At 63.4% G+C, this 24,885-nt stretch carries 23 protein-coding genes; 19 read left to right on the top strand and 4 right to left on the bottom strand.

All coding sequences use genetic code 11. The features are described 5' to 3' along the window. Window positions 1-6: 6 nt before the first annotated feature. The 15 genes from ADIAG_RS12515 to dnaE all read left to right on the top strand — a co-directional run bounded on the left by ADIAG_RS12515 (window position 7) and on the right by dnaE (window position 18,099). Window positions 7-1,482 carry a UDP-N-acetylmuramoyl-tripeptide--D-alanyl-D-alanine ligase gene (locus tag ADIAG_RS12515; RefSeq protein ID WP_043474835.1) on the top strand — a complete coding sequence of 492 codons (1,476 nt, stop codon included), beginning with the start codon at window positions 7-9 and terminating at the stop codon, window positions 1,480-1,482. Continuing rightward, window positions 1,479-2,582 carry a phospho-N-acetylmuramoyl-pentapeptide-transferase gene (gene mraY, locus ADIAG_RS12510; protein ID WP_007271747.1) on the top strand — a complete coding sequence of 368 codons (1,104 nt, stop codon included), beginning with the start codon at window positions 1,479-1,481 and terminating at the stop codon, window positions 2,580-2,582. The genes ADIAG_RS12515 and mraY overlap by 4 nt, the downstream gene beginning before the upstream one ends. Next, window positions 2,564-4,099 carry a UDP-N-acetylmuramoyl-L-alanine--D-glutamate ligase gene (murD, locus tag ADIAG_RS12505; RefSeq protein ID WP_007271746.1) on the top strand — a complete coding sequence of 512 codons (1,536 nt, stop codon included), beginning with the start codon at window positions 2,564-2,566 and terminating at the stop codon, window positions 4,097-4,099. The genes mraY and murD overlap by 19 nt, the downstream gene beginning before the upstream one ends. 9 nt (window positions 4,100-4,108) lie before the next feature. Then, on the top strand, window positions 4,109-5,410 hold the full coding sequence (gene ftsW / locus ADIAG_RS12500; protein ID WP_007271745.1) for a putative lipid II flippase FtsW: 1,302 nt from the start codon (window positions 4,109-4,111) through the stop codon (window positions 5,408-5,410). Between the two features lie 52 nt (window positions 5,411-5,462). Next, a complete protein-coding gene (gene murG / locus ADIAG_RS12495) occupies window positions 5,463-6,587 on the top strand; it encodes an undecaprenyldiphospho-muramoylpentapeptide beta-N-acetylglucosaminyltransferase (RefSeq protein ID WP_007271744.1) in 1,125 nt (374 codons plus the stop codon). A gap of 5 nt (window positions 6,588-6,592) precedes the next feature. After that, window positions 6,593-7,993, top strand: a complete 1,401-nt coding sequence (gene murC, locus ADIAG_RS12490; protein ID WP_007271743.1) for a UDP-N-acetylmuramate--L-alanine ligase — start codon at window positions 6,593-6,595, stop codon at window positions 7,991-7,993. Then, window positions 7,993-8,748 carry a cell division protein FtsQ/DivIB gene (locus ADIAG_RS12485; protein WP_007271742.1) on the top strand — a complete coding sequence of 252 codons (756 nt, stop codon included), beginning with the start codon at window positions 7,993-7,995 and terminating at the stop codon, window positions 8,746-8,748. The genes murC and ADIAG_RS12485 overlap by 1 nt, the downstream gene beginning before the upstream one ends. Window positions 8,749-8,947: 199 nt before the next feature. After that, window positions 8,948-10,117 carry a cell division protein FtsZ gene (ftsZ, locus tag ADIAG_RS12480; protein WP_043474905.1) on the top strand — a complete coding sequence of 390 codons (1,170 nt, stop codon included), beginning with the start codon at window positions 8,948-8,950 and terminating at the stop codon, window positions 10,115-10,117. Between the two features lie 38 nt (window positions 10,118-10,155). Next, window positions 10,156-10,917: a peptidoglycan editing factor PgeF gene (gene pgeF / locus ADIAG_RS12475; protein ID WP_007271740.1), complete on the top strand. Its 762-nt coding sequence runs from the start codon at window positions 10,156-10,158 to the stop codon at window positions 10,915-10,917. A 127-nt stretch (window positions 10,918-11,044) separates the two neighbouring features. After that, window positions 11,045-11,578, top strand: coding sequence for a cell division protein SepF (locus ADIAG_RS12470; protein WP_007271739.1), 534 nt, complete (start codon window positions 11,045-11,047; stop codon window positions 11,576-11,578). A gap of 20 nt (window positions 11,579-11,598) precedes the next feature. Beyond that, on the top strand, window positions 11,599-11,904 hold the full coding sequence (locus ADIAG_RS12465; RefSeq protein ID WP_007271738.1) for a YggT family protein: 306 nt from the start codon (window positions 11,599-11,601) through the stop codon (window positions 11,902-11,904). A gap of 215 nt (window positions 11,905-12,119) precedes the next feature. Further along, on the top strand, window positions 12,120-12,809 hold the full coding sequence (locus ADIAG_RS12460; RefSeq protein ID WP_007271737.1) for a DivIVA domain-containing protein: 690 nt from the start codon (window positions 12,120-12,122) through the stop codon (window positions 12,807-12,809). An 87-nt stretch (window positions 12,810-12,896) separates the two neighbouring features. After that, a complete protein-coding gene (lspA, locus tag ADIAG_RS12455; RefSeq protein WP_007271736.1) occupies window positions 12,897-13,499 on the top strand; it encodes a signal peptidase II in 603 nt (200 codons plus the stop codon). Further along, complete coding sequence (locus tag ADIAG_RS12450; protein ID WP_007271735.1) at window positions 13,496-14,434, top strand: RluA family pseudouridine synthase; 939 nt, start codon at window positions 13,496-13,498, stop codon at window positions 14,432-14,434. The genes lspA and ADIAG_RS12450 overlap by 4 nt, the downstream gene beginning before the upstream one ends. A 98-nt stretch (window positions 14,435-14,532) precedes the next feature. After that, window positions 14,533-18,099: a DNA polymerase III subunit alpha gene (gene dnaE / locus ADIAG_RS12445; protein ID WP_043474832.1), complete on the top strand. Its 3,567-nt coding sequence runs from the start codon at window positions 14,533-14,535 to the stop codon at window positions 18,097-18,099. 31 nt (window positions 18,100-18,130) lie between these two features. On the opposite strand, the gene ADIAG_RS12440 is transcribed toward dnaE, so the two are convergent. Beyond that, the gene (locus ADIAG_RS12440; protein ID WP_007271733.1) at window positions 18,131-18,310 is read right to left on the bottom strand and encodes a hypothetical protein; all 180 of its coding nucleotides are present in this window, start codon (window positions 18,308-18,310) and stop codon (window positions 18,131-18,133) included. Between the two features lie 101 nt (window positions 18,311-18,411). Here ADIAG_RS12440 and hisD point away from each other — a divergent pair, with 101 nt between their 5' ends. Together hisD and nrdR are read left to right on the top strand one after the other, a co-directional pair. Beyond that, window positions 18,412-19,758, top strand: coding sequence for a histidinol dehydrogenase (gene hisD, locus ADIAG_RS12435; protein ID WP_007271732.1), 1,347 nt, complete (start codon window positions 18,412-18,414; stop codon window positions 19,756-19,758). A 142-nt stretch (window positions 19,759-19,900) separates the two neighbouring features. Beyond that, on the top strand, window positions 19,901-20,389 hold the full coding sequence (gene nrdR, locus ADIAG_RS12430) for a transcriptional regulator NrdR (RefSeq protein WP_007271731.1): 489 nt from the start codon (window positions 19,901-19,903) through the stop codon (window positions 20,387-20,389). A gap of 111 nt (window positions 20,390-20,500) precedes the next feature. On the opposite strand, the gene ppgK is transcribed toward nrdR, so the two are convergent. Next, window positions 20,501-21,286 (bottom strand): polyphosphate--glucose phosphotransferase, encoded by a 786-nt coding sequence (ppgK, locus tag ADIAG_RS12425; protein WP_007271730.1) that lies wholly within the window; start codon window positions 21,284-21,286, stop codon window positions 20,501-20,503. A gap of 48 nt (window positions 21,287-21,334) precedes the next feature. Continuing rightward, on the bottom strand, window positions 21,335-22,210 hold the full coding sequence (gene map / locus ADIAG_RS12420; protein WP_007271729.1) for a type I methionyl aminopeptidase: 876 nt from the start codon (window positions 22,208-22,210) through the stop codon (window positions 21,335-21,337). A 134-nt stretch (window positions 22,211-22,344) separates the two neighbouring features. Here map and ADIAG_RS12415 point away from each other — a divergent pair, with 134 nt between their 5' ends. Further along, the gene (locus ADIAG_RS12415) at window positions 22,345-22,539 is read left to right on the top strand and encodes a hypothetical protein (RefSeq protein ID WP_007271728.1); all 195 of its coding nucleotides are present in this window, start codon (window positions 22,345-22,347) and stop codon (window positions 22,537-22,539) included. A gap of 11 nt (window positions 22,540-22,550) precedes the next feature. Here the strand turns inward: ADIAG_RS12415 and panB are convergent, their stop codons facing one another. Continuing rightward, complete coding sequence (gene panB, locus ADIAG_RS12410; RefSeq protein ID WP_007271727.1) at window positions 22,551-23,405, bottom strand: 3-methyl-2-oxobutanoate hydroxymethyltransferase; 855 nt, start codon at window positions 23,403-23,405, stop codon at window positions 22,551-22,553. A 122-nt stretch (window positions 23,406-23,527) separates the two neighbouring features. Between panB and ADIAG_RS12405 the strand changes: the two genes are divergently transcribed. After that, window positions 23,528-24,868, top strand: coding sequence for a glutamine synthetase family protein (locus ADIAG_RS12405; RefSeq protein WP_007271726.1), 1,341 nt, complete (start codon window positions 23,528-23,530; stop codon window positions 24,866-24,868). The last annotated feature ends 17 nt before the right edge of the window (window positions 24,869-24,885 follow it).

Below are 24,885 nucleotides of genomic sequence, written 5' to 3'. Positions count from 1 at the left end.
GTTGCCATGATTGATCTACTTTCCGCCGAAATCGCCGAAATTACCGGCGGGCGACTCACCCACACAGCCCACCCCGACACCCAGGTCCTCGGGGTCGACACAGACTCCCGCGACTGCGAGACCGGGTGGCTTTTTGTGGCCAAGCCCGGGGAAGCCTCCGACGGCCACCACTTCATCGACTCCGCCATGAAGCAAGGCGCCGTGCTGGCCCTTGCCGAACGCGAAACGCACGCGGAAGACAGCACCGTCCACCCGGCGATCATCGTGCCCGACGCAGTGATCGCCATGGGGCAGATCGCCGCCGCCATCGTGTCCCGACTCAAGGCCGCCAACGGCATGCGCGTGGTGGGTATCACCGGTTCGGCTGGGAAGACCACCACCAAGGACCTGCTCGCCGCGCTGCTGAGCGAACTGGGCCCGACCATCGCACCGGTGGGCTCCTACAACGGAGAGGTCGGCGTCCCGCTGACGGTCTTCCGGGCCACCGCAGAGACCAAGTACCTCATCGTGGAGATGGGTGCCACCGGCATCGGACACATCCGCTACCTCACCGACATGGTCCACCCCGAGGTGGGGGTGGTGCTGGGCGTCGGTTCGGCACACGCCGGGGAATTTGGCGGAATTCAGAACATTGCCAAGGCCAAGGGCGAAATGGTCGAGGCACTATCGGCCACTGGACTGGCGGTGCTGAACAACGACGACAACCTGGTCGCCGCGATGAAATCTCGCACCAGCGCCCCCGTGCTGCGCTTCGGCATCCAGCGCACTGCCACCGACACTCCAGGGGTATGGGCCCAGGACCTGGACGTCGATGCCGACGGCCACCCGGTGTTCACCCTGGTCTCGGCCGACTCCTCGAAACACCACGTCGTCTCCGGGCTCATCGGACGCCACCACGTGGCCAACATCTTGGCGGCCGCCGCGGTGGCCGAATACTTGGGCTTGGATGCCGCCCGCGTCGCAGCGGTGCTGCAGGGCCTTGGTCCGAGTAGCCGCTGGCGGATGGAACGCATCGAGCGGGCCGACGGGGTGAGCATCATCAACGACGCCTACAACGCGAACCCGGATTCGATGCGCGCCGCGCTTGTCACGCTGGCCGAACTCGGCCTGCCCGACGCCCACGGCAACGCCCGGCGCACCTGGGCGGTACTGGGGGAGATGCTGGAACTCGGCGATGAATCCCGCCACGAACACGACATGCTCGGCCGTATCGCGGTGCGCATGAACATCAAGAAACTGCTTGTTGTGGGTCGCGGCGCGAAGTTGGCTTACAACTCCGCGGTGCTTGAAGGTAGCTGGGGAGACGAGGCGTACTACGTCGAAGACACCCAGGCCGCAGCCCGCATCCTGAAAGAAAACCTGCTCCCGGGGGACATCGTGCTGTTCAAGTCCTCCAACGGATCGGGATTGCGCTTCCTGGGCGACCAGATCGCTGAAACCACTAGCGGCCCAGCCGCCGCAAAGGAGGGCTCCGCGCAGTGATTGCCCTCATCCTGGGATCCGGCATTGCCTTGATCTTCACAATGGTCACCATGCCGTTGTTCATCCGCCTGCTCAAAAGCAAGCAATACGGCCAAGTCGTCCGCGACGACGGGCCGACCAGCCATGCCACCAAGTCCGGCACCCCCACCATGGGCGGGGTCGTGGTCATCGCCGCGGTGATCCTGAGCTACTTCGTGACCCACGGGCTCCTGAGCCTGATGGGCCGGCCCTCTTACGGGATTACGGCCAGCGGGCTGCTGGTGCTGCTGCTCTTCGGCGGCATGGGCGTGGTCGGGTTCCTCGACGACTTCATCAAGATTGCCAAGAAACGCTCCCTGGGCCTGCGTGCCTGGGAAAAGATCGTGCTGCAGGCCGTGGTGGGCATCGGCTTCGCCGTGCTGGCCCTAAACTTCCCCAACGGTCAAGGTCTGACGCCCGCGTCCACGGCGATCTCGTTCCTGCGCGATACCAACATCGATCTCGCCTTTGCCGGCCCGGCCCTGGGCCTGGTGCTGTTCGTGATCTGGTCCAATCTGATCGTCACGGCCACCACCAACGGTGTGAACCTCACCGACGGGTTGGACGGGCTGGCCACCGGCGTTTCCATCATGGTCTTCGGCGCCTACACGCTCATCGGCATTTGGCAGCAGAACCAGGCCTGTGGCCTGGATATGTCAGCCAACGTTTGCTACACCGTGCGGGACCCCATGGACTTGGCACTGCTCGGGGCCATCCTCAGCGGCGCACTGATCGGCTTCCTCTGGTGGAACGCGAAGCCGGCAAAGATCTTCATGGGCGATACCGGTTCGCTGGCCATCGGCGGGGCCGTGGCAGCGTTTGCCATACTTTCACGCACGCAGATCCTGTTGCTCGTGCTGGCCGGCCTGTTCGTGATGATCACCCTCTCGGTGATCATCCAGGTCGGGTTCTTTAAACTCTCCGGCGGCAAACGCGTCTTTAAGATGGCGCCGCTGCAACACCACTTCGAACTCTCCGGCTGGGCCGAGGAGAACGTCGTGGTCAGGTTCTGGATTCTCGGCGGGCTCTTCGTGGCCGCCGGGCTTGGTATCTTCTACTCCGAATGGGTTGTTGCACTGTGACACACACCAATCTCGATCACCTCGTGCGCTGGGAATCTGACTGGGCCGGACTGCGTGTGGTGGTCGCAGGCCTGGGCCTGAGTGGGTTCTCCGCTGCCGACACCCTGATTGAACTCGGAGCCAAGGTTCTCGTCGTGGACGGTTCGGACACCGAGGTAAACCGCGCGCGGGCCGATACCCTGAAAATCGTTGGAGCCACCGACGTGCTGTTGGGCGGCGCACACAACGATGCTCTGCCGCTCATTGACGGGCAAGCACCGCAGCTAGTCATCGCTTCCCCGGGCTGGAACCCGCGCCAGCCGCTGCTGGCCGCCGCCGCCGAGGCAGGGATCGAGATCTGGGGGGATGTCGAGCTGGCCTGGCGCGTACGCGAAAAAGAGGGGCGCAAGCTCGCCGAATGGGTGGTCATCACCGGCACCAACGGGAAAACTACCACCGTGGGCATGACCGAGTCGATCTTCCGCGCCGCCGGCCTGCGTTCGATCGCCGCCGGTAACGTGGGCACCCCCATCCTGGATGCGATCCGGGACCCCGAGGGCTTCGACGTCATTGCCGTGGAACTCTCCTCCTTCCAGCTGCACTACACCCACAGCATGTCGCCGCTGGCCTCCGTGGTGCTGAACATCGCCGAGGACCACGTGGACTGGCACGGCGGGTTCGAGAACTACAAGGCCGACAAGGCCAAAATCTACGAACGCACCCGCCTGGCGGCCATCTATAACGCCGAAGAATCGGTGGTGGAGTCAATGGTGGAGAACGCAGACGTTGTTGAGGGCTGCCGCGCCATCGGATTCACCACCGGGGTCCCGTCTCTGAGCATGGTCGGGATCGTCGAGGATCTTCTGGTGGATCGCGCCTTCATCGAGGACCGCAAGAACTCAGCCACAGAACTTGTGCCGCTGGACTCCATCGGTGAGATCGTTCCCCGGCACACCGCCGCTAACGCCGCCGCCGCAGCGGCGCTGGCCCGGGCCTTCGGGGTTGAACCCGAGGCAGTTGCCAAGGGACTGTCCGGCTACGATGCCGGGGACCACCGCATCCAAGCAGTGGCGCGCCGCGACGACGTGCTGTGGATCAATGATTCCAAGGCCACCAACCCGCACGCTGCCAATGCCTCGCTCGGTGCCTTTAGCTCGGTCGTGTGGATCGCCGGCGGCCTGTCCAAGGGCGTTGACTACAACGAGCTGGTCTCGAGCAATGCGACGCGGCTCAAGGCCGTGGTGCTGATCGGCACCGACACCGCGGGACTACGCGAAGCCCTTCAGCGACACGTGCCGCAGGTACCGGTGATCGCGGCCGATGTGCGAGAAACTGAAGAAGAGGCAGTAGCAGGCGCGGGCGCCGGCTGGTCCGTGATGGCAGCTGCTGTCAGGGCCGCTGCGGAAATTGCCGCCCCGGGGGACACGGTGCTGATGGCACCAGCAGCTGCCTCAATGGACCAATTCACCTCATACGCCCAACGCGGAGAGGCCTTCATTGGCGCCGTCGGTGCGCTCATGGGGGAGACCAGTAAGTAAGGAGAAACCATGAGCGGCACATCCCGGACCCCGCGCGGCAAGGGCGCCAAGGCTGGCGCCCCCGGCCGCAAGCGCGGCCGGGGCGCTGAAGCACGCGGTGTCGCTACCTGGTTCAGCCGACTCGAGGACCCGTCGCTGCGTGGGGCCCAGATCAACTACTACGTGGTGCTCGGCACCACCCTGGCGTTGGCGTTCATGGGCCTGATCATGGTGCTGTCTTCCTCCTCGGTCGAGGCCATTGCGCGGAACGAATCTGCCTTCTCCGACTTCTCCAAGCAGTCGCTCTGGGCACTGGTCGGCGTTGCCTGCATGCTGGGTATGCAACAAGTTGCCCCCAAGGTGCTTAAGTCGCTGGCATGGCCGGCGATCATCGGCGCCATCGCCCTGCTGATCCTGGTGCTGGCCATCGGCACGGAGATCTACGGCAACAAGAACTGGATCCGCTTCGGCGCCTTCTCTGTGCAGCCCTCGGAATTTGCCAAGGCCGCGCTGGCGCTGTGGGGGGCAGCGATCGTCGAGCGCAAGACCAAGCTGATGGGCCACTGGAAGCATGCGCTGGTCCCGCTGCTGGTCCCTGTCGGCGGGCTGGTGCTGCTACTGGTGTTGATCGGCAAGGACCTGGGTACCGCCCTGGTCCTGGGCTTGGTCCTGGTCGTGGTGTTGTTCGTCGGCGGTGCGCCCCGGAAGATTTTTGTCATCGGCGCAGGGCTTGCCGCGGTCGGGTTGACAGCTGCGGTGCTGCTGGCTCCCACGCGCCTGGGCCGCGTCACGGCCTGGCTCTTTGGCTGTGCCGCCGGCCCGCCGGCCGCCGGCTCCCAGGACTACTGCTACCAGGCACAGCAGGGCATCTACGCGCTGGCCTCGGGCGGTTGGTTCGGCGTGGGCCTGGGCCAGTCGCGGCAGAAATGGTCGCACATCCCCGAGGCGCAAAACGACTTCATCTTCGCGGTGCTCGGCGAGGAACTGGGCCTGCTGGGCACGCTCTTCGTGATCGTGCTCTACGGGATGCTGGCCGTGGCCATGTACCGGATCGCGGTGCGCACCGGAACGATCTTCGGCCGGGTGGCGATCGCCGGCATTATGTCCTGGATCATCGGCCAGGCATTCATCAACATCGGGATGGTCATCGGCCTGCTGCCGGTCATCGGCGTCCCACTGCCCTTCATCTCCTCCGGCGGCTCGGCGCTTCTTGCCACGTTCCTGGGCATCGGGGTGGTACTGTCCTTTGCCCGGGAACAACGTGTTCGGCTGCAGCCGGCAGGAACGCCGCGCGGCATCGCCGCCCTGCTGGCCAGACGCCGTACGCGATAGCCGCAGCACCGGAAAATCAGATCCTTTTTGTGAAAGTGGTACAGGTATCCAAATGAACGACGCCTTACGCGTGGTGGTTGCCGGCGGCGGCACCGCCGGACACATCAACCCGATGATCGCCATTGCCGATGCACTGCGCCAGGTCGAGCCCGACACGCAAATCACCGCCGTGGGGACACCCGGGGCACTAGAAACCACCCTGGTGCCCGAGGCCGGCTACGAGCTGCGCACCATCAATAAGGTCCCGATGCCACGGCGGCCCTCGGTGGACCTGCTCAAGCTGCCCTTCCGGTTTTGGTCGGCGATCAAGGCCGCAGGGAAGATCCTTGATGAGACGCAGGCCCAGGCGGTGCTTGGGGTCGGGGGATATGTCTGCACGCCGGTCTACCTGGCGGCCAAGATGCGTAAGCTGCCGATCTTCGTGCACGAGGCCAATGCCCGGGCCGGGCTGGCGAACAAGGTCGGCGCCCGCTGGGCCGCCGGCGTGGGTGCAGCCTTCAGCGGCACGTCCCTGCCCGGGGCCCAGGTCGTGGGCATGCCGATGCGCGGGTTCGTGGCCACCATGGACCGTCAGGCCCTGCGCGAAAGCGCCCGTGCTGCGATGGGCTTCAGCGCTGAGGGGCCGGCGCTGGTTGTCACCGGTGGTTCTTCAGGTGCTGCATCGATCAACTCCACCATCGCCGCAGGGCTCGAAACGCTCATCGCGGCGGGAGTCCAAGTCCTGCACATCACCGGTCGAGGCAAGACCATCGCCGACGCGCATGGAAACCCGTTGACTGCCGAGGGCTACCGACAGGTCGAATACGTGGATTCCATGGACCAGGCCTACGCCGCTGCTGACCTGTTGGTGGCCCGTTCCGGGGCCGGCACGGTGTGCGAGCTCGCGGTGGCAGGAACCCCTTCGGTGCTTGTTCCGCTGCCCATCGGCAACGGGGAGCAGCGGCTCAACGCCGCCGACCTGGTGGCCGCCGGGGGAGCGGTGCTGGTGGAAGACTCGAAGTTCACCACGCAATACCTCGCCGACACGGTGCTGCCACTGCTGCAGGACCCGGCGGCGTTGGCCGCCATGGGTGCGGCGGCCAAGACCCAAGGTAAAACCGACGCCGCCGAGGTCATGGCGGAGATGATCCGCCGCACGCTGGGCCGCGCGACACCGCAACATGGAACGGGAAGCTAAGGGACATGCAGGAACTACACACACTCGAGAACCTGGGAAACGTCCACCTGATGGGCATCGCCGGGGTCGGGGTATCGGCCGTGGCACGACTGATGCTGGCCCGCGGGCTGAAGGTCTCGGGCACCGACGCCAAGGAACTTCCCGTGCTCACGGATCTGCGGGAGGCAGGGGCCCGGATCTGTGTGGGATACGACGCGAAGAACCTGGGTGATGCCGACACCCTGGTGATCTCGTCGATCATCAAGGAAGGCAACCCGGAATATGACGAGGCGGTGGCCCGCGGGCTGCGCATCCTGCACCGTTCACAAGGCCTTGCCGCGACCATGGAGGGCCACCGGGTGATCACCGTGGCAGGAACCCACGGCAAGACCACCACCACCTCGCTGATCGCCTTCATGCTGCGCGATGCCGGGCTGTCCCCGACCTTCGCGGTCGGGGCGAACATCGCCTCGCTGGGCGTGAATGCCGAATATGGGCAGGGCGGACTGTTCGTGGCCGAGGCCGACGAATCCGATGCCTCGTTCCTGAACTATTCCCCGGATGTCGCGGTCATCACCAACATCGAGGCCGACCACCTCGACCACTACGGGTCGGTGGAAGCGGTGCACCAGGCTTTTTATGACTTTGCCTCGCTGCTTCCGGAATCCGGGCTGTTGATCTGTTGCGCGGATGATCCCGGTTCCCGGGCCCTGGCCGTGCGGATGCGCAGTGAACGTCCGGACCTGCGCGTGCAGACCTACGGTTTCTCCGAACAGGCCGACCTCCGACTGGCCAACGCCCACCCGCGCGGCCAACGATTCGCCTGCGATCTGCACTGGGGCAGCGCAGAAGCAGCCGAGCTCGAACTCGCCCTGCCGGGAAACCACAATCTGCTTAATGCCGCTGCCGGCTTTGCCGTGGGCCTGGATTGTGGAATGGATCCCGCGGCGGCAGTGGCCGGACTCGGTGCCTTCAGCGGTGCTGCGCGCCGCTTCGATTTCCGCGGCGAGTCCGCCGGGGTGCGGGTCTACGACGATTACGCCCACCATCCCACCGAGGTGTTGGCAGCCTTGCGCGCCGCCCGCGCAGTGGCCGGGGAAGGTGCAGTTCATGTGCTGTTCCAGCCGCATCTGTTCTCCCGCACGCAGGAATTTCACCGCGAATTCGCTTCCGCATTGTCGTTGGCCGATTCGGCCCACGTGCTGGAGATCTATGCCGCGCGCGAATCCCCGATCCCGGGAGTGACCAGCGAATTGGTGACCAGTGAACTGGATACCGCAGGTGGCCCGGTGTCGATGGCCGAGGCTGCCGTCGTGCTGGCTGCCTCGGCGAAAGCCGGGGACGTGATCATGACCATTGGTGCCGGGGACGTCACCGAGCAGGGCAGCGCCATCCTGGCAGCTCTGGAAGAACGCCTGGTCCGCTGATGATGGCAAACGCTTCGCGCCGCCCAGGATCCAGCAATGTTCTGGACCTGCCCGAAGATCCTGCGCTGCGTACCAAGAAGCGTTGGCTTATCGGCGCCGGTGTGGTGGCCGGATTGGTGATCACGCTGGTGCTCGTGCTGACGTTTTCCCCGATCCTGGCGATCAAGTCGATCACCGTGAGCGGTAATTCGTTGGTCAGTGAAAAGAAGATCCAGACTGCGTTGGAGCCGCTGCACGGGGTCCCACTCTCACGGGTCGGCACCGGCAAGGTGATGGAACTGCTCTCTGGAGAGCCCGGGGTTAAGGACGCGATTGTCCAGTCCGAGGCGGAGAACGTGTTGCACGTCCAGATCGTGGAACACGTTCCGGTAGCGGTGTTGCTTGAGGGGAAGAAGCGTTCGCTGGTCGGCCCAGAAGGGCAGCGGTTGGCGGTGTTGGGTGGCAAGGACAAGCCAAAGCTTCCTACTATTCGCTCCTCGAAGGCGGCCAAGGACCCCAAGGTGTTCTCGATGCTCACCAGCGTTCTCTCGGAACTACCGGATAAGCTGTTGAAGTCGGTAGACCACGCATCGGCCTCGAGCAAGGACTTTGTTGAGCTCAAGCTTAAGAGCGGGACACGGGTGATTTGGGGTAACGACCAGGATCCTGCGCTCAAGGCCAAGGTCTTGGAGGCGCTTCTGGCAGCCCCCAAGGACAAGAGTTCACCGATCAAGGTCTACGACATTTCCAGCCCGAACCACCCAGTGGCTCGGTAATGGTGCGCCCAAGGCGTAATTACAGGATTAAACAACGACTTTGCGGCGACACGCGGCCGTGGTCGTTGCATGTAAGGACTACGAAACATAGCGTTTTCATAGCGGTTGCTTGACATAACTATAACCTTCCAGTTGAGGGTTAGGGTTGGTCCGGTTGAGCTTCCTCGGTCAGCAGCACATCGAACAAGGGAAACAGGACGTGGCAGCTCCACAGAACTACCTCGCCGTCATCAAGGTCGTCGGCATCGGCGGTGGTGGCGTCAACGCCGTCAACCGCATGATCGAAGTTGGCCTGCGAGGCGTCGAATTTATTGCAATTAACACGGATGCGCAGGCATTGCTCATGAGCGATGCCGACGTCAAACTCGATGTGGGACGCGAACTTACCCGTGGCCTCGGCGCCGGAGCGAACCCCGATGTGGGTCGCCAGGCGGCAGAGGATCACGCGGAGGAAATCGAGGAAGTGCTTCGCGGGGCCGACATGGTCTTCGTGACAGCAGGCGAAGGCGGCGGCACCGGCACCGGTGGCGCACCTGTCATCGCCCGCATCGCCCGAGGACTCGGCGCGCTGACCATTGGTGTGGTCACCCGCCCGTTCACCTTCGAGGGACGCCGCCGCGCCACGAGTGCCGATAACGGCATTGAGGCGCTGCGCGACGAGGTCGACACTCTCATCGTCATCCCCAACGATCGACTGCTCTCGATTTCCGACCGCAACGTCTCGGTGCTTGACGCATTCCGTCAAGCCGACCAGGTGCTGCTTTCCGGCGTTCAGGGCATCACCGACCTGATCACCACCCCGGGTTTGATCAACCTTGACTTCGCGGACGTCAAGTCCGTCATGCAGGGTGCAGGCTCGGCCCTCATGGGTATCGGTTCGGCTCGTGGCGAGGACCGCGCCGTCAAGGCCGCGGAACTGGCCATCGCCTCCCCGCTGCTTGAAGCATCCATCGATGGCGCCCACGGCGTCCTGCTGTCCATTCAGGGCGGCTCGGATCTGGGTCTGTTCGAAATCAACGAGGCGGCCCGCCTCGTTCAGGAAGTGGCCCACCCCGAAGCCAACATCATCTTCGGCGCCGTCATCGACGACGCCCTGGGTGACGAGGCCCGGGTGACGGTGATTGCCGCAGGCTTCGATCAGGTTGATGCCACCAGTGCCGCACCGGCACCGGTGCATGTGCCGCGCTCGGCTCCGGCGGCACCTGCAGCAGCTCCAGCGGTACCGGCCTCGGCTCCGGCCCCTGCTCGTGAAGAGGCCCACGCGGCCGTCGCCACGGCAGAGTCCGGTTTTGAGGAACTGCCGGCCATCGTTGAGCCGGACCTCTCGGCAACCAATGACGACCTGGATGTCCCTGACTTCCTGAAGTAGGAGTCAAACACCTGGAGAAGGGTTCCCCGAGGCCGACCATGTTGCGATATCAATCCACGCTCGCACCGAGCGTGAACATTGCCTTCACTTCCGTGGCCGAGGGGAACCTCGCCTTCCACGTCCCGGATGATCGCGACGCCGTGCTGCTGCGGCGTCGCGACCTGGAAGATGCGTTGGAGCTGGGCCCGCAGCGGTTCAGCTACATGGACCAAATCCACACGGCCACGGTCCTCGAGGTGAATCGGGCCCCGGAGGAATCCGTGATCCCCACCTGCGATGCGTTATTCAGTGCCGATGCCAGCCAGCCGCTGGCCGTGATGGTCGCCGATTGCGTGCCGGTCGTGTTTGTTGGAACGGCGGGAGAGCGCACCATCAGTGCTGTCGCTCATGCCGGCCGCCGCGGTCTGCTCGACGGAATCCTTTCGGCCACCATCGAGAGCATGCACGCCGCCGGGGCAACACGCCTCGAGGCGTGGATCGGGCCAGCGATTTGCGGGCGCTGCTACGAGGTCCCGGCCGAGATGGCCGCCGACGCCGAAGCACAGCGACCCGGAATCGCATCGAGAACCACCCAGGGAACCTCCGGACTTGATCTGCCGGCCGCTGCGGCCGCAGAACTGCGAGAGCAGGGTGTGGCGGTCACCGAGTCCGGGATCTGTACCCTGGAGAACAAAAACTACTTTTCCTATCGCAGGGATCCTGCCACCGGACGGTTGGCGGGACTGGTCTGGGATAGGATAATCACCACTTTGCACGCAGCCCCGGAGTACACGACCGATCTGCAGCACCCAAGCCCCTAGGGGCGACACACCGCGCTAAACGTCTCGATGTCCTCGGGCACCATCACATGGTGCTGTAGCGTCGAGTTAGCGGAGAGACTTGCGGTACGGCACATCCGTCGACCGCGCACGATTAAAGGAGAAGACCATGGCTGGCGCATTGCGCAAGACAATGATCTACCTGGGACTCGCCGAGGGTGACGAGAACTTCGAGGCCGAAAAGCACGACATTGAAGCGCGTGAAGAAGTGCGCGTCGTCGAGCCGGTCCGCGAAGAACCGGTTGCCGCACAGCCTGCTCCGGTAGCACCAGTGGCACCACGCCCTGTCATCGATAACGAATACCGGGCTCCGGTAACACCCATCAAGCGCGCTCCTTCAGCACGGGACGAGGACTCTTCATTGCGTCAGATCACCACCGTTCATCCACGGTCCTACAATGATGCAAAAATCATTGGGGAGAATTTCCGTGATGGCATTCCAGTCATCATGAACGTCACGGACATGGGTGAAGGCGACGCGAAGCGTCTGGTCGATTTCTCGGCTGGCCTCGTCTTTGCCCTGCATGGCAGCATCGAGCGAGTCACCAACAAGGTGTTCTTGCTCTCGCCGTCCTCCGTGGAGGTCCTGGGTGAGGACAAGAATCAGTCCGAAGACCAGGCCACCTTCTTTAACCAGAGCTAAGTCCAAGGGTTCTAGGCATAGTGGAGCTTATTTTCGCACTGCTGTATGTGGTGCTGACGGTCTTGCAAATCATGTTGCTTTTGCGCATAGTGCTGGATATCACGGAGTCCTTTGCCCGCTCGTGGCGGCCCAAGGGCATGGCATTGGTTTTGGTCTCGATGATCGCCAAGACCACCGATCCGCCAATGCGTTGGTTGCGATCCCGCATTAAACCCCTTGATTTCGGGGGAATACGCCTTGATTTGGCGTTCATCATTTTGTTCTTAGCCGTCATTGTTCTCAAGATCCTGGTCAACAACCTGGGCATTGGCGCAATGAACGGATAGGCCTTGCAAGAGGCATGAATTAGGTTGCGACAAGGGTTGAAGCAAGAGGATTTCCACAAGAAACTCTCCGTCCTTTAGCCTTTATCGGTTCAGTCGTTATAGTGTTGTCACATTAGGCGTAACGACTGCACCGGGTTACGCACCAGTAGACGGTAAGTGTACTCGGGCCGCACTTCAGCGGTTCGAGGATAGAACCAAGTATTCGAGGTGACCAGATGGCTCTCACGCCAGAAGATGTAGTCAACAAGCGATTTCAGCCGACGAAGTTTCGTGAAGGCTACGATCAGGATGAAGTTGACGATTTCCTAGACGAGATCGTTGTCGAGCTACGTCGTCTGACGCAGGAGAACGACGAACTGCGTCGCCGCCTGTCGGAAGCCGGCATCAGCGAAGGCGATCAGGCAGTTCCAGCTCCTGTGGCAGCTGCCCCGGCAGCCAAGCCGGCAGAGGCCGAGAAGCCCAAGGAAACAAAGGCTCCCGAGGTCAAGAAGGAAGAGACCAAGGCCGCCGAAACTCCGAAGGCAGCAGAGCCAGCCAAGGTTGTTGCAGCAGCCCCGGCAGCAGCTCCCGCATCGGGTTCCACCGCAGAATCCGCAGCCGGCGTTCTTGCCATGGCCCAGCGTTTGCACGACGAATACGTCTCCGCAGGTGTTGAACAGCGTGACAAGATCATTGCCGAAGCTCAGGTCGAGGCCACCGGCCTCGTCACCGATGCTGAGGAGAAGAGCCGCAAGACCCTGTCGGCCCTGGAACAGCAGAAGACCGTTCTGGAGCGCAAGGTCGAGCAGCTGCGCGGCTTCGAGCGCGACTACCGTGCCCGTTTGAAGACCTACATCGAAGGTCAGCTACGCGACCTCGAAGCCAAGGGCTCCATGGACACGACAGAAGCCAAGGACAACGGCTAATCTGCTTCACCACACGCCTCATAAATTGATGGCTTAGGATTGTTGGCGGTCGGGTAACCGGCCGCCAACAATGCGTTAAAGGACATGATGGACTACAGCTCTGAACCACCGGCTTCGCAGGATGCTGCCCCACACGCGAGGGGCGGCGAGCTCCGGCGACGTATGGTGCTTGTCACGGTGCTTCTTGCCGCCGTGGCACTGGTCCTGGACCAGCTCACCAAACGCGTGGTCGAGACCACCATGGAGGTGGGGCAGTCCATCGATGTTTTCGCGCCGCTGTTGCGTTGGTATTACATCAAGAACTCCGGTGCAGCCTTTTCCATGGGGGAGGGCTTCACCTGGATTTTCACCATCATCCAGGCAGCGGTATTGATCTATGTCGCGGTGTTCTTGGTACGCAAGATCCGTGTCTGGCCCTGGGCGCTGGCCCTGGGTGGTCTCATGGGCGGGGTCGCCGGAAACCTTACCGATCGGCTCTTCAGGGAACCGTCCTTCGGCAACGGGCACGTGGTCGACTTCATCGCGCTACCCAACTTCGCCATCTTCAACGTGGCAGATATGTTCATCGTGTGCTCGATGATTGGCATCTGCCTGTTGCTTTTCACCGGCAGAGAGCTTGATGGCAGCAAAAGCGGGGCCGTGAAACCGAACCCAAAACTTAACGGAAACGACGGGCAGGAAACGCCGTGAGCGAACCACGCACCGAACAGCTGGTGGTCTCCCCTGACGAAGCAGGGACCCGGATCGATGCCCTCCTGACGCGTCGACTCGGGCTCTCCCGGGTCCAGGCGGCTTTACTGTGCACCGAAGGCAACGTCACGCTGGCCGGAAAGGCACTGGGCAAATCCCGTAAGGCCCCCGCCGGGGCGACCATCGAAGTCTTCATCCCACTTCGTCCGGACCCACTGGAAATTAGGGTAGAAATCGTGGAAGACCTCAAGATCATTGCTGACGAGGATGACTACGTGGTCATCGACAAACCCGTCGGAGTCGCAGCGCATCCCTCGCCGGGCTGGGTCGGGCCCACAGTAGTCGGCGCGTTGGCCGGGGCGGGCTACCGCATCTCGACCTCCGGCTCCGCCGAGCGCCAAGGCATCGTGCACCGCCTCGATGTGGGAACCAGCGGACTGATGGTGGTCGCCAAGAGCGAACGAGCCTACACTGCGCTCAAGCGCGCCTTCAAGGAACGAACCACGAAGAAGATTTACCATGCGGTGGTCCAGGGCCTTCCAGACCCGCTCGAAGGCACCATCGACGCACCCTTGGGCCGGCACCCAGGTCACGACTGGAAGTTCGCTGTCCTGGAGGACGGGCGTGCCTCGGTCACCCACTACAAGGTCCTTGAAGCCTTCGGCCGTGCCTCATTGGTGGAGGTCGTCTTGGAAACCGGGCGCACCCACCAGATCCGCGTACACTTTTCCGCGATGCGTCACCCCTGCGCCGGAGACCAGACCTATGGGGCAGATCCAAAGCTTTCCGCGGCACTCGGGCTGACCCGGCAATGGCTGCATGCCCAGCGTCTGGGCTTCAACCACCCGGTCACCGGCGAATGGGTCGAATACACCAGCGACTACCCGGTGGATCTTAATAGCGCCTTAGAAAAGCTCCGCGACGGAGAATTCTAGAACGCACCCGCACGCCCTGCACCTGGTGTGCGGGTGCTGCTGTTCACATCACCTGCATGCGGCGGGCAACGCTTGACGAGACGGCCTAGACTGGATCGGTGGCTAGCTCTAATCGCGATGGATTCGTACACCTTCACACGCACACCGAATACTCAATGCTTGACGGTGCTGCACGACTAACAGAACTCTTTGAAGAGACCAACCGGCTCGGGATGACCGCCCTGGCCACTACCGATCACGGGTATCTCTTCGGAGCCTTTGATTTCTGGAACAAGGCGACCCAAGCCGGCGTCAAGCCGATCATCGGCATTGAGGCCTATGTCACCCCAGGCACGGCTCGGGACGACAAGACACGCGTGAAGTGGCGCACCGATGAGAGCCAGAAACGAGATGACGTCTCAGGTGGTGGCCTGTATACGCACATGACGCTGCTGAGCTACAACAACACCGGGATGAAGAACCTCTTCAAGGCCTCCTCGATCGCCTCGCTCGACTCGGTATTTGGCAAGTACCCGCGGCTGGACCGCGATCTGCTGGACACCTATCACGAGGGCGTCATCGCTACCACCGGCTGCCCCTCGGGCGAGGTGCAGACCAAGCTCCGACTGGGCCAGTATGCCGAGGCTAAGGCCGCCGCCGCCGATTATCAGGACCTCTTTGGCAAAGAAAACTACTACTGCGAGTTCATGGATCATGGACTGGACATTGAACGCCGGGTCACCAAGGACCTGCTGCGACTGGCCAAGGAACTGGACATCCCGCGGCTTGCCACCAATGACCTGCACTACACCCACGAACATGACGCCCCGGCGCACGAGGCATTGCTGGCCATCAACTCCGGCTCCACCCTCGATGAGCCGACCTACGATCAGGGCGGTTCGCGCTTCGCGTTCTCCGGAACAAGTTTCTACCTCAAGTCGCCGGCGGAAATGCGGCACCTGTTCAGAGAAATGCCCGATGCCTGCGACAACACCTTGGAAATTGCCGACCGTGCCGAGGTCTCCTTCGACACCAGCGCCAACTACATGCCGCGTTTCCCCTGCCCACCGGGCGAGGATGAGACGAGCTGGCTCATCAAGGAAGTCGAGACCGGGCTGCACTACCGCTACCCCAACGGCATCTCCGACGATGTGCGCCGCCAGGCCGACTACGAACTCGATGTCATCATCAAGATGGGCTTCCCCGGATACTTCCTCGTGGTGGCGGACTTCATCAACTGGGCCAAGAACAACGGCATCCGTGTGGGTCCCGGACGCGGCTCCGGTGCAGGATCCATGGTCGCGTACGCCATGCGCATCACCGACCTGGACCCCTTGCACCACGGGCTGATCTTTGAGCGCTTCCTGAACCCCGAACGTGTCTCCATGCCCGACTTCGACGTCGACTTCGATGATAGGCGCCGCTCGGAAGTGATCAAGTACGTCACCGAGAAATACGGTGACGAGCGCGTGTCGATGATCGTGACCTACGGGTCGATCAAGACCAAGCAGGCGCTGAAGGACTCCTCTCGTGTGCTCGGCTACCCGTTCTCCATGGGCGAGCAGCTCACCAAGGCGCTGCCCCCGGCAGTGATGGCCAAGGACATCCCACTCAACGACATCGACGACCCCAAATCCAAGCGTTACTCCGAAGCCGGGGACTTCCGCCAACTGGTGGCCACCGATCCGGAGGCCGCCCGCGTCTTCGAGACCGCCAAGGGTATCGAGGGGCTTAAGCGCCAGTGGGGCGTGCACGCCGCCGGGGTCATCATGAGCTCGGACCCGATCATCGACGTCATCCCGATCATGCGCCGCATCCAGGACGGCCAGGTCATCACCCAGTTCGACTACCCGACCTGTGAAGGCCTGGGGCTGATCAAGATGGACTTCCTGGGGCTGCGAAACCTGACCATCATTTCCGACGCGCTGGACAACATGAAGGCGAACCAGGATGTCGACCTGGACCTTGAGGTCCTGCCCCTGGACGATCCGGGCGCCTACGAGCTCATGGCTCGCGGCGACACCCTGGGCGTGTTCCAGCTGGACGGCGGGCCCATGCGCGCACTGCTCAAGCTCATGCGCCCGGATAACTTCGAAGACATCTCCGCGGTGCTCGCGCTGTACCGTCCGGGCCCGATGGGCGCGAACTCGCACAACAACTACGCGCTGCGTAAAAACAAGCTCCAAGAGGAAACACCGATCCACCCCACGCTCCTGGAGCCACTGCGGGAGATCCTGGGCGGGACCTACGGCCTGATCGTGTACCAGGAGCAGGTCATGTCCATCGCGCAGAAACTAGCCGGCTTCTCACTGGGCCAGGCCGACATTCTGCGTCGCGCGATGGGAAAGAAGAAGAAGTCCGAGCTGGACAAGCAGTTTGTTGGCTTCTCCCAGGGCATGATCGATAACGGATACACCAAGGAAGCCATCAAGGCCCTGTGGGATATTCTGCTGCCGTTCTCCGACTACGCCTTCAACAAGGCGCACTCGGCCGCCTACGGGGTCATCTCCTACTGGACCGCGTACCTCAAGCACCACTACCCGTCCGAATACATGGCGGCGCTGCTGACGTCGGTGGCCGACGACAAAGACAAAACGGCCATGTACCTCAACGAATGCCGGCACATGGGCATCACCGTGTTGGCCCCGGACGTCAACGAATCCGCACTGAACTTCACCCCGGTGGGCAAGGACATCCGCTTCGGCATGGGCGGAATCCGCAACGTCGGCGCCAACGTGGTCAACGCACTGGTCGAGTCCCGGACGGAAAAGGGCAACTTCGAGAGCTTCGCCGACTTCCTGCAAAAGGTCCCCGCGGTGGTCTGCAACAAGCGCACCATCGATTCCCTGATCAAGGCCGGGGCCTTCGACACCATGGGACACGCCCGACGTGCCTTGGTGGCCATCCACGAGGAAGCCGTGGACTCGATCATCACGGTCAAACGCAACGAGGCGGCGAACCAGTTCGACCTCTTCAGCGCGTTCGATGACCCCACGGCGGCGGCAGGCATGGCGGTGTCGATCCCCGATCTGCCCGACTGGGACAAGAAGGACAAGCTGGCCTTCGAACGAGACATGCTCGGGCTCTACGTCTCGGACCACCCGCTCAAGGGCCTCGGCGGGCTGCTGGCGCAAAACGCCGACCTGTCCGTGACCCAGGTGCTCTCCGATGACGGGCCGCAGGACGGACACAACGTGACCATCTGCGGCATGATTACCTCGTTGCAGCGCCGGATCGCCAAGAAGAGCGGTAACCCCTACGCGCGCTGCGAGATCGAGGACCTCTCCGGCTCCATGGAGGTCATGTTCTTCGGCAATGCCTACGCGCCGATCGCCAACGTGCTGGCCGAGGACCTCATCGTGGTCGTCAAGGGCCGGGTCCAGAAGCGCGACGACGGTTCGATCACGCTCAACGCGCAGGAACTCACCGTCCCGGAAATCAGCGAGGACGGCGAGGGTGGACCGGTGGTGATTTCCATGCCCAACCACAAGGCCACCGAAGAAGTCATCAGCGCACTCGGAGACGTGCTGCGCGTGCACCAAGGCACAACCGAGGTGCGGGTGAAGCTGCACAGCACCCGCGGGGTCTCGTTGGTGCGCCTGGGCATCGAGTATCGGGTCAACCCGAACTCCGCGCTCTTCGGCGACCTGAAGGTGTTGCTGGGCCCCACCTGCCTAGACGGTTAAGCGCACACCTATTGCACTGCGTCCCGGAAGGCTACTGCTTTCCGGGCGCGGGGGAGTCGGCGGCGGCCAACTCCGGATGGAAGTCTTCCCACCTCACCGAGTCGGGATCAACACCCAGCGTGAATTCGATGGCCGGTTGACGGGCGTACGTCCGGTCCGGGCGCCTGATGCCCGAAGCAGTGCGCAGCAGCCCGATCCAGTTGGTCCACATGAGCCTGGATGTGTGGCCGGGTTACGGCCTCCGGAGCCCGTATGGCAGCCAAGGCCGGCGGGAGCGTGCACCCGCGATAAACTGGTGCGGTGACTTCCAACGTGAGCCCCCAGATATTTTCCGCCCTCCAAGATCTCGATCTGCGCGGCGCGGCACTGAACCATGCAAGCCTCAAGGCGGTGCTGCCGCGCCCGGAACTGGACTTCTCCACCGCCGCAGCGGCCGTGGAGTCGATCATTGGGCGGGTGCGCACCGAGGGGTTCACCGCGCTAGCGGAGCTGGCTCAGAAATTTGACGGCGTTCTCCAGAGCCACACCCGGGTCCCGGCCGAGGCCATGGAACGCGCCCTGGTCGAACTTGACCCCGAGGTCCGTGCCGGGTTGGAGGAATCCATCACCCGGGCACGAGCCTTTGCCGCAGCCCAGGTCCCCGGGGACACCGTGGTCGAATACGGCGTCGGTGCCACCGTCACCCAGCGCTGGGTTCCGGTGCGCCGGGTGGGCCTGTACGTGCCCGGCGGATTGGCCGTCTACCCCAGCTCGGTAATCATGAACGCCGTGCCCGCCTTGGCCGCAGGCGTCGGATCCCTGGCCATAGCCTCGCCGCCGCAAAAGGAATTCGGCGGCCTGCCGCACCCCACGATCCTGGCCGCTGCCCTGCTGCTGGGTGTGACGGAGGTGCATGCGATCGGCGGCGCACAGGCCATAGCGGCCTTCGCCTACGGCGTTCCGGTCGGCGAAGGCATGGACCCGGCCCTGGCCATCGAGCCGGTCGACGTGGTCACGGGCCCCGGCAACCTGTTTGTGGCAACCGCCAAGCGCCTGGTCAAGGGCGTGGTCGGCATCGACGCGGAGGCCGGCCCCACCGAGATCGCGATCCTGGCCGACGCCGCCGCCAACCCTGCCTTCGTGGCGGCGGACATGATTTCCCAGGCCGAACACGACCCGAACGCCGCGGCGGTGCTCATCACCGACTCTCCCGAGCTCGCCGAGTCTGTGCGCAACGCGTTGGAGGACCAATGTGCCACCACCAAGCACTCCGAACGCGTGCGCGAGGCCCTGGGCGGCAATCAGTCGGCCATCATCCTGGTTGACGACGTGGAGGCGGGGATCGCGGTCTGTAATGTGTACGCCGCCGAGCACCTGGAGATCCATACGCGCGATGCCGCGGCCGTCGCCGCCAGGATCACCGCGGCCGGCGCCGTGTTTGTGGGTCCCGACGCCCCGGTGAGTCTGGGGGACTACTGTGCCGGCTCCAACCACGTGCTGCCCACCAGTGGAACCGCCGCGTTCGCCTCGGGCCTGAACGTGAACACTTTCCTCAAGGCCATCCAGGTCATTGACTACGACCGCGGCGCACTTTCCGTGGTGGCTCCGCACGTGATCGCGCTGGCCAACGCCGAGGACCTCCCGGGGCACGGCGACGCCGTGGCCCTGCGCTTTTCCTAGCCCGGTCTGGCATCGTCATGAACGCTGATATGTGACTTGACCACGAGTTATGGTATTGGCTTTGTTGTGAATAAACTGTAGGTGGCCCTAAACTAATCCTCAGCACAAGTGTGCTTTGTGAAAGACCCGAGGAAGGGGTGCCATGTACTGTCCCTATTGCAGGCACACCGATTCGCGTGTTGTAGACAGCCGCCTCACCGACGACGGAACCGCGATCCGGCGACGCCGCCAATGCGCAGCATGCGGTCGGCGATTTAGCACCGCGGAAACCACCAGCCTGAATGTGCTCAAGCGTTCCGGGGTGGCCGAGCCGTTTAGCCGCGCCAAGGTCATCAACGGTGTGCGCAAGGCCTGCCAAGGGCGGCCCGTCACCGACGACGATCTGGCGATGTTGGCCCAGGAAGTTGAGGAAGCGGTGCGCTCCAGTGGGGCCGCGGAGATCAACGCCCGCGAGGTCGGGCTGGCGATCCTGGCGCCGCTGCAACGCCTCGACGAGGTCGCCTACCTGCGCTTCGCCAGCGTCTACCAGGACTTTGAATCGCTCAAGGACTTTGAAAGTGCGATCGCGAAGTTGCGCGCCGAGCGTGATACCCGGCCGGTGGGCCATCAGCGTCCATTGGGCGCACATTAGCTTTCGGCAGATTTATGGGCTCCGGCGCCCAACAGAAACGGCGGGTTCCCCGCGCTTGGTCCAGTAGTGGACAGCGCAGCGGGAACCCGCCGTTTGGCTTTGCGAATACGGCTAGGAGACCGCCGACTGCAAGGCTCCACCCACGATTCCGGCATTGTTCTTCGACTTCGCCACGGTGATTGGGGTGTTGATCGAGAGCTGGGGCAGATAGTCTTCGGCCCGCTTGGAGATCCCGCCGCCAATGACAAACAGGCTGGGGGAGAAGAGGAACTCCACGTGGGAGAAGAAGCGCTGCAACCGTTGCGCGTATTCGTCCCAGGACAGGTTCTCGCGTTCGCGTGCGGAGGCCGAAGCGCGGGATTCGGCGACGGCCGAGTCTAGCTCCAGGTGTCCGAGTTCCAGGTTCGGGACCAGCACGCCGTTGTGGATCAACGCCGAGCCGATGCCGGTGCCCAGGGTGATGACCAGTACCGTGCCGTCGACCCCCACCCCGGCACCGAAGTGCACCTCGGCCAGGCCTGCAGCATCGGCATCGTTCATCACATGCACCGGGCGACCCAACTGGTTGGTGAACAGTGCATCGACGTCGGTGCCGATCCAGGACTTGTCCACGTTGGCCGCGGAGCGGGCCACCCCGCGGTGGATGATTGCCGGGAAGGTGACGCCCACCGGGGAAGCGGTTCCCGGGGCGTCTTCGCGGGCATCGAGCTGCTCCACGATCTGCGCCACGACCTGGGCGACGGCCGGCGGGGTCGCTGGCTTCGGGGTGTCGATGCGGACGCGTTCCCCGACCAATTTCCCGGTGGAGAGGTCGACGATGCCTCCCTTGATTCCGGTGCCGCCAATGTCGACCCCGATGGCAAGGGAAGCGGCCGGGAGGTTTGCGCTATGTGACATGCAGTGATGTTTCCTTCTCGAACGGGACTATTGGCAGACGGCCAGCAGCTAGGGCAGGGTGAGTATTTCTGCGCCGTCCTCGTTGACGAGCAAGGTGTGTTCAAACTGGGCGGTCCGTTTCCGGTCCTTGGTGGTGGCGGTCCAGCCGTCCTCCCACATGTCCCACTCGATGGTGCCCAGGGTCAACATGGGCTCGATCGTAAAGGTCATGCCTTCCTCGATGAGCTGGCTGTAGGCCGGTGCGGCGTCGTAGTGCGGGATGATCAAACCTGTATGAAAGGATTCTGCCACGCCATGCCCTGTGAAGTCACGCACCACGCCGTAACCGAAGCGCTTGGCATAAGCGGAGATGGTGCGGCCGATGACGTTGATCTCCCGGCCAGGCATCACCGATTTGATGGCTCGACGCAGCGATTCCTGGGTGCGCTCCACCAGCAGGCGGGAATCCTCATCCACGTTTCCGGCCAGGAATGTCGCATTGGTGTCCCCATGCACCCCGCCAATGAACGCGGTGATATCGATGTTGACGATGTCCCCGTCCTGCACCACGGTGGTGTCGGGGATGCCGTGGCAGATGACCTCGTTGATCGAGGCACACAACGACTTGGTGAAACCGCGGTAGCCCAGGGTTGAGGGGTAGGCCTTGTGATCCAGCAGGAACTCGTGACCGACCCGATCCAACTCATCGGTGGTGACCCCCGGGACTACGGCCTTGCCGACCTCAACCAGCGCCTGCGCGGCGATTTTCGAGGCCACGCGCATCTTAGCGATGATCTCCGGCGACCTGACTTCCGGGGCATCTGACTTGCGTGGGGCCGGGCGCCCGACGTACTCGGGGCGGGGGATGGAATGCGGGACGGTTCGTTGGGGCGTCGGGGTCCCGGGGGTCAGGGAGCCGATGGGTGCTGTTGTTGCTGAAGACATGGTTTCCATTCTAGCGCCGAGAACACGGCCTCGGACCATGGGGAACTATCGTTTCGCACGGACCAAGAGGCCCGCCCGACGGTAGGGTAGGTGGCACAAGGATCTAGGCACTAACGAAAGGTGGGTCAGTCCCGATGAGTGGAGCATTGCCCGGCGAGGGCGAATTCTGGTTCAACATCACCACCGGCCAGGTCGAGTCGGGCCCGATGGCCGACTGGTCGAAGCTGCTGGGCCCTTACAAGTCCCGTGCCGAGGCCGAACTGGCCATGTCCAAGGTGCGCGAACGCAACGAACAGTGGGATGAAGAGGACGAGGAAGAAGAGGACTAGCTGCGAGTTAGCTACTGCCCGAACTCGTGCTCGGCGGAGGGAAATGCCCCGTCGAGCACCTCGCGGTGGTAGGCGGCGGCTGCGCCGGCGACCACCGAGCGCAGGTCCGCATACTTCTTCACAAAGCGTGGGCTCTTGCCCTCACCGAGCCCGAGCATGTCCTGCCACACCAGCACCTGGCCGGTCGTGGCGCCGCCGGCCCCGATGCCCACGGTGGGCACGTGCAGGGCCGCATCGACCCTGGCCGCGGTGTCGGTGGGAACCATTTCCATCAGCACCGTGAAGGCGCCGGCCTCTTCTAAAGCGCGGGCATCGGCGAGCATCGCCTCCGCGGCATCCCCACGGCCCTGCACCCTGTAGCCGCCCAGGGCGTGCTCGGCCTGCGGGGTGAAACCGATGTGTGCCATCACCGGCACACCGGCAGCGACCATCGCCCGCACATGCGGGGCGTAGTAGGCCCCGCCCTCCATCTTCACCGCGTGCACCCCGCCCTCTTTCATGAGCTTCACCGCGGAGGCCACTGCTTGTTCGATGGAGACCTCGTAGGAGCCGAAGGGCAGGTCACAGACCACCAGGGCACGCTTGGCACCGGAGACCACGGACTTGGCAAAGACCACCATCTCCTCGAGCGTGATCGGCAGGGTCGAGGAGTAGCCCATGACGGTGTTCGCCGCAGAATCGCCCACCAGCAGCACCTCGATACCCGCGGCATCAAAGATGGAAGCCATCATGGTGTCGTAGGCGGTGAGCATCGCGAATTTCGTCCCCTCGTCCTTGGCCTTTTGCAAGTGGTGCAGCCTGATGCGGGGGCCCGAACCGGTGCCGGGGGTGGGAGGAATGACGGGTGTGGAAGGATGAGCACTCATGGGCACGAGACTAATGCACTTTCCACCGAAGTTGTGGTTCTGTGTCGCCCAGCCAAAGCGTATAAAGTGAGTCAGTGGGGGCGGGAACCGTCGCCAGATAACCCCTTGTGGAAGGACCCTCCGTGGATCGTCAGCAGGAATTCGTCCTAAGGACCATCGAAGAGCGCGACGTTCGCTTCGTGCGTCTGTGGTTCACCGATGTCGTGGGTTCCATGAAATCCGTGGCCTTGGCGCCGGCCGAGGTCGAGGGGGCCTTCGAAGAAGGCCTGGGATTCGATGGTTCCTCCATCGAGGGTCTGTCGCGCATTTACGAATCGGACATGCTGCTGCAGCCCGATCCCTCCACATTCCAGATCCTGCCGTGGCGCGGCGAGGTGGAACCCACCTCCCGGATGTTCTGTGACATCCTCACCCCCGACGGACTGCCCGCCGTGGCCGACCCGCGCCACGTTCTCAAGCGTCAGCTGGCTGCCGCCTCGGAGATGGGCTTCACCTGCTACACCCACCCGGAGATCGAGTTCTACCTGCTGCGTTCTTCCGAACTGGGCCCCGACGGCTACCCGGTGCCGGTTGACCGCGGCGGATACTTCGACCACGTCACCGGCGGGGTGGCCCAGGATTTTAGGCGCACCGCTGTCACGATGCTCGAGGCCGTGGGGATCTCGGTGGAATTTTCCCACCACGAAAGCGGTCCCGGGCAGAACGAGATCGACCTGCGTTACGCCGATGCGCTGCAGACCGCCGACAACGTGATGACCTTCCGGACGGTGATCAAGGAAGTTGCGATCCAACAGGGTATCTATGCCACGTTCATGCCTAAACCGTTCTCCGATGAGCCAGGCAGTGGCATGCACACCCATTTTTCGCTCTTTGAGGGCGACACCAATGCGTTCTTCGAGGCCGGACGTGAATTTCAGCTCTCGGACACTGCGCGGCAGTTCATTGCCGGGATCTTGCACCACGCCCCGGAATTTACGGCCGTGACTAACCAGTTTGTGAACTCCTACAAGCGTCTCTGGGGCGGGGGAGAAGCCCCCAGCCACAGGTCCTGGGGCCACAACAACCGTTCGGCACTGGTGCGTGTGCCGCTGTACAAGCCGGGCAAGGGGCAGAGCGCCCGCGTGGAATACCGCGGAATCGACTCCGCCACCAACCCCTACCTGGCCTACGCCTGCCTGCTGGGTGCCGGACTAAAGGGCATCCAGGAAGGCTACGAGCTGGAGCCACAGGCCGAGGAAGACGTTTGGGGGCTCAGCAGCGCTGAACGTCGGGCCTCCGGGCACGACCCGCTGCCCGGCTCACTGCACGATGCCATCCGCGCCATGGAAGAATCCGAGCTGGTCGCCGAGATCCTGGGCGAACAGGTGTACACCTCCTTCCTGCGCAACAAGCGCGATGAGTGGGAGGGCTACCGGCAGAACGTCAGCCCGTTCGAGCTGCGCCGCTACCTGGGGATCCTCTAGAACCGAAAGGAGGGTGC

This window comes from Paeniglutamicibacter gangotriensis Lz1y (assembly GCF_000348945.1).
GTDB lineage: Bacteria > Actinomycetota > Actinomycetes > Actinomycetales > Micrococcaceae > Paeniglutamicibacter > Paeniglutamicibacter gangotriensis.
Note: the sequence above shows the minus strand (reverse complement) of the source record. Positions and strands in the feature narration are given on the sequence as shown.

Coding starts and splice junctions, on each gene's coding strand:
- ppgK (WP_007271730.1), bottom strand. CDS start 21,286: ATGTCACATAGCGCAAACCTCCCGGCCGCTTCCCTTGCCATCGGGGTC.
- ADIAG_RS12415 (WP_007271728.1), top strand. CDS start 22,345: ATGAGTGGAGCATTGCCCGGCGAGGGCGAATTCTGGTTCAACATCACC.
- map (WP_007271729.1), bottom strand. CDS start 22,210: ATGTCTTCAGCAACAACAGCACCCATCGGCTCCCTGACCCCCGGGACC.
- ADIAG_RS12460 (WP_007271737.1), top strand. CDS start 12,120: ATGGCTCTCACGCCAGAAGATGTAGTCAACAAGCGATTTCAGCCGACG.
- murD (WP_007271746.1), top strand. CDS start 2,564: ATGGGTTGTTGCACTGTGACACACACCAATCTCGATCACCTCGTGCGC.
- ADIAG_RS12515 (WP_043474835.1), top strand. CDS start 7: ATGATTGATCTACTTTCCGCCGAAATCGCCGAAATTACCGGCGGGCGA.
- lspA (WP_007271736.1), top strand. CDS start 12,897: ATGGACTACAGCTCTGAACCACCGGCTTCGCAGGATGCTGCCCCACAC.
- pgeF (WP_007271740.1), top strand. CDS start 10,156: ATGTTGCGATATCAATCCACGCTCGCACCGAGCGTGAACATTGCCTTC.
- ftsW (WP_007271745.1), top strand. CDS start 4,109: ATGAGCGGCACATCCCGGACCCCGCGCGGCAAGGGCGCCAAGGCTGGC.
- murG (WP_007271744.1), top strand. CDS start 5,463: ATGAACGACGCCTTACGCGTGGTGGTTGCCGGCGGCGGCACCGCCGGA.
- ADIAG_RS12440 (WP_007271733.1), bottom strand. CDS start 18,310: ATGTGGACCAACTGGATCGGGCTGCTGCGCACTGCTTCGGGCATCAGG.
- ADIAG_RS12470 (WP_007271739.1), top strand. CDS start 11,045: ATGGCTGGCGCATTGCGCAAGACAATGATCTACCTGGGACTCGCCGAG.
- murC (WP_007271743.1), top strand. CDS start 6,593: ATGCAGGAACTACACACACTCGAGAACCTGGGAAACGTCCACCTGATG.
- ADIAG_RS12485 (WP_007271742.1), top strand. CDS start 7,993: ATGATGGCAAACGCTTCGCGCCGCCCAGGATCCAGCAATGTTCTGGAC.
- nrdR (WP_007271731.1), top strand. CDS start 19,901: ATGTACTGTCCCTATTGCAGGCACACCGATTCGCGTGTTGTAGACAGC.
- panB (WP_007271727.1), bottom strand. CDS start 23,405: ATGAGTGCTCATCCTTCCACACCCGTCATTCCTCCCACCCCCGGCACC.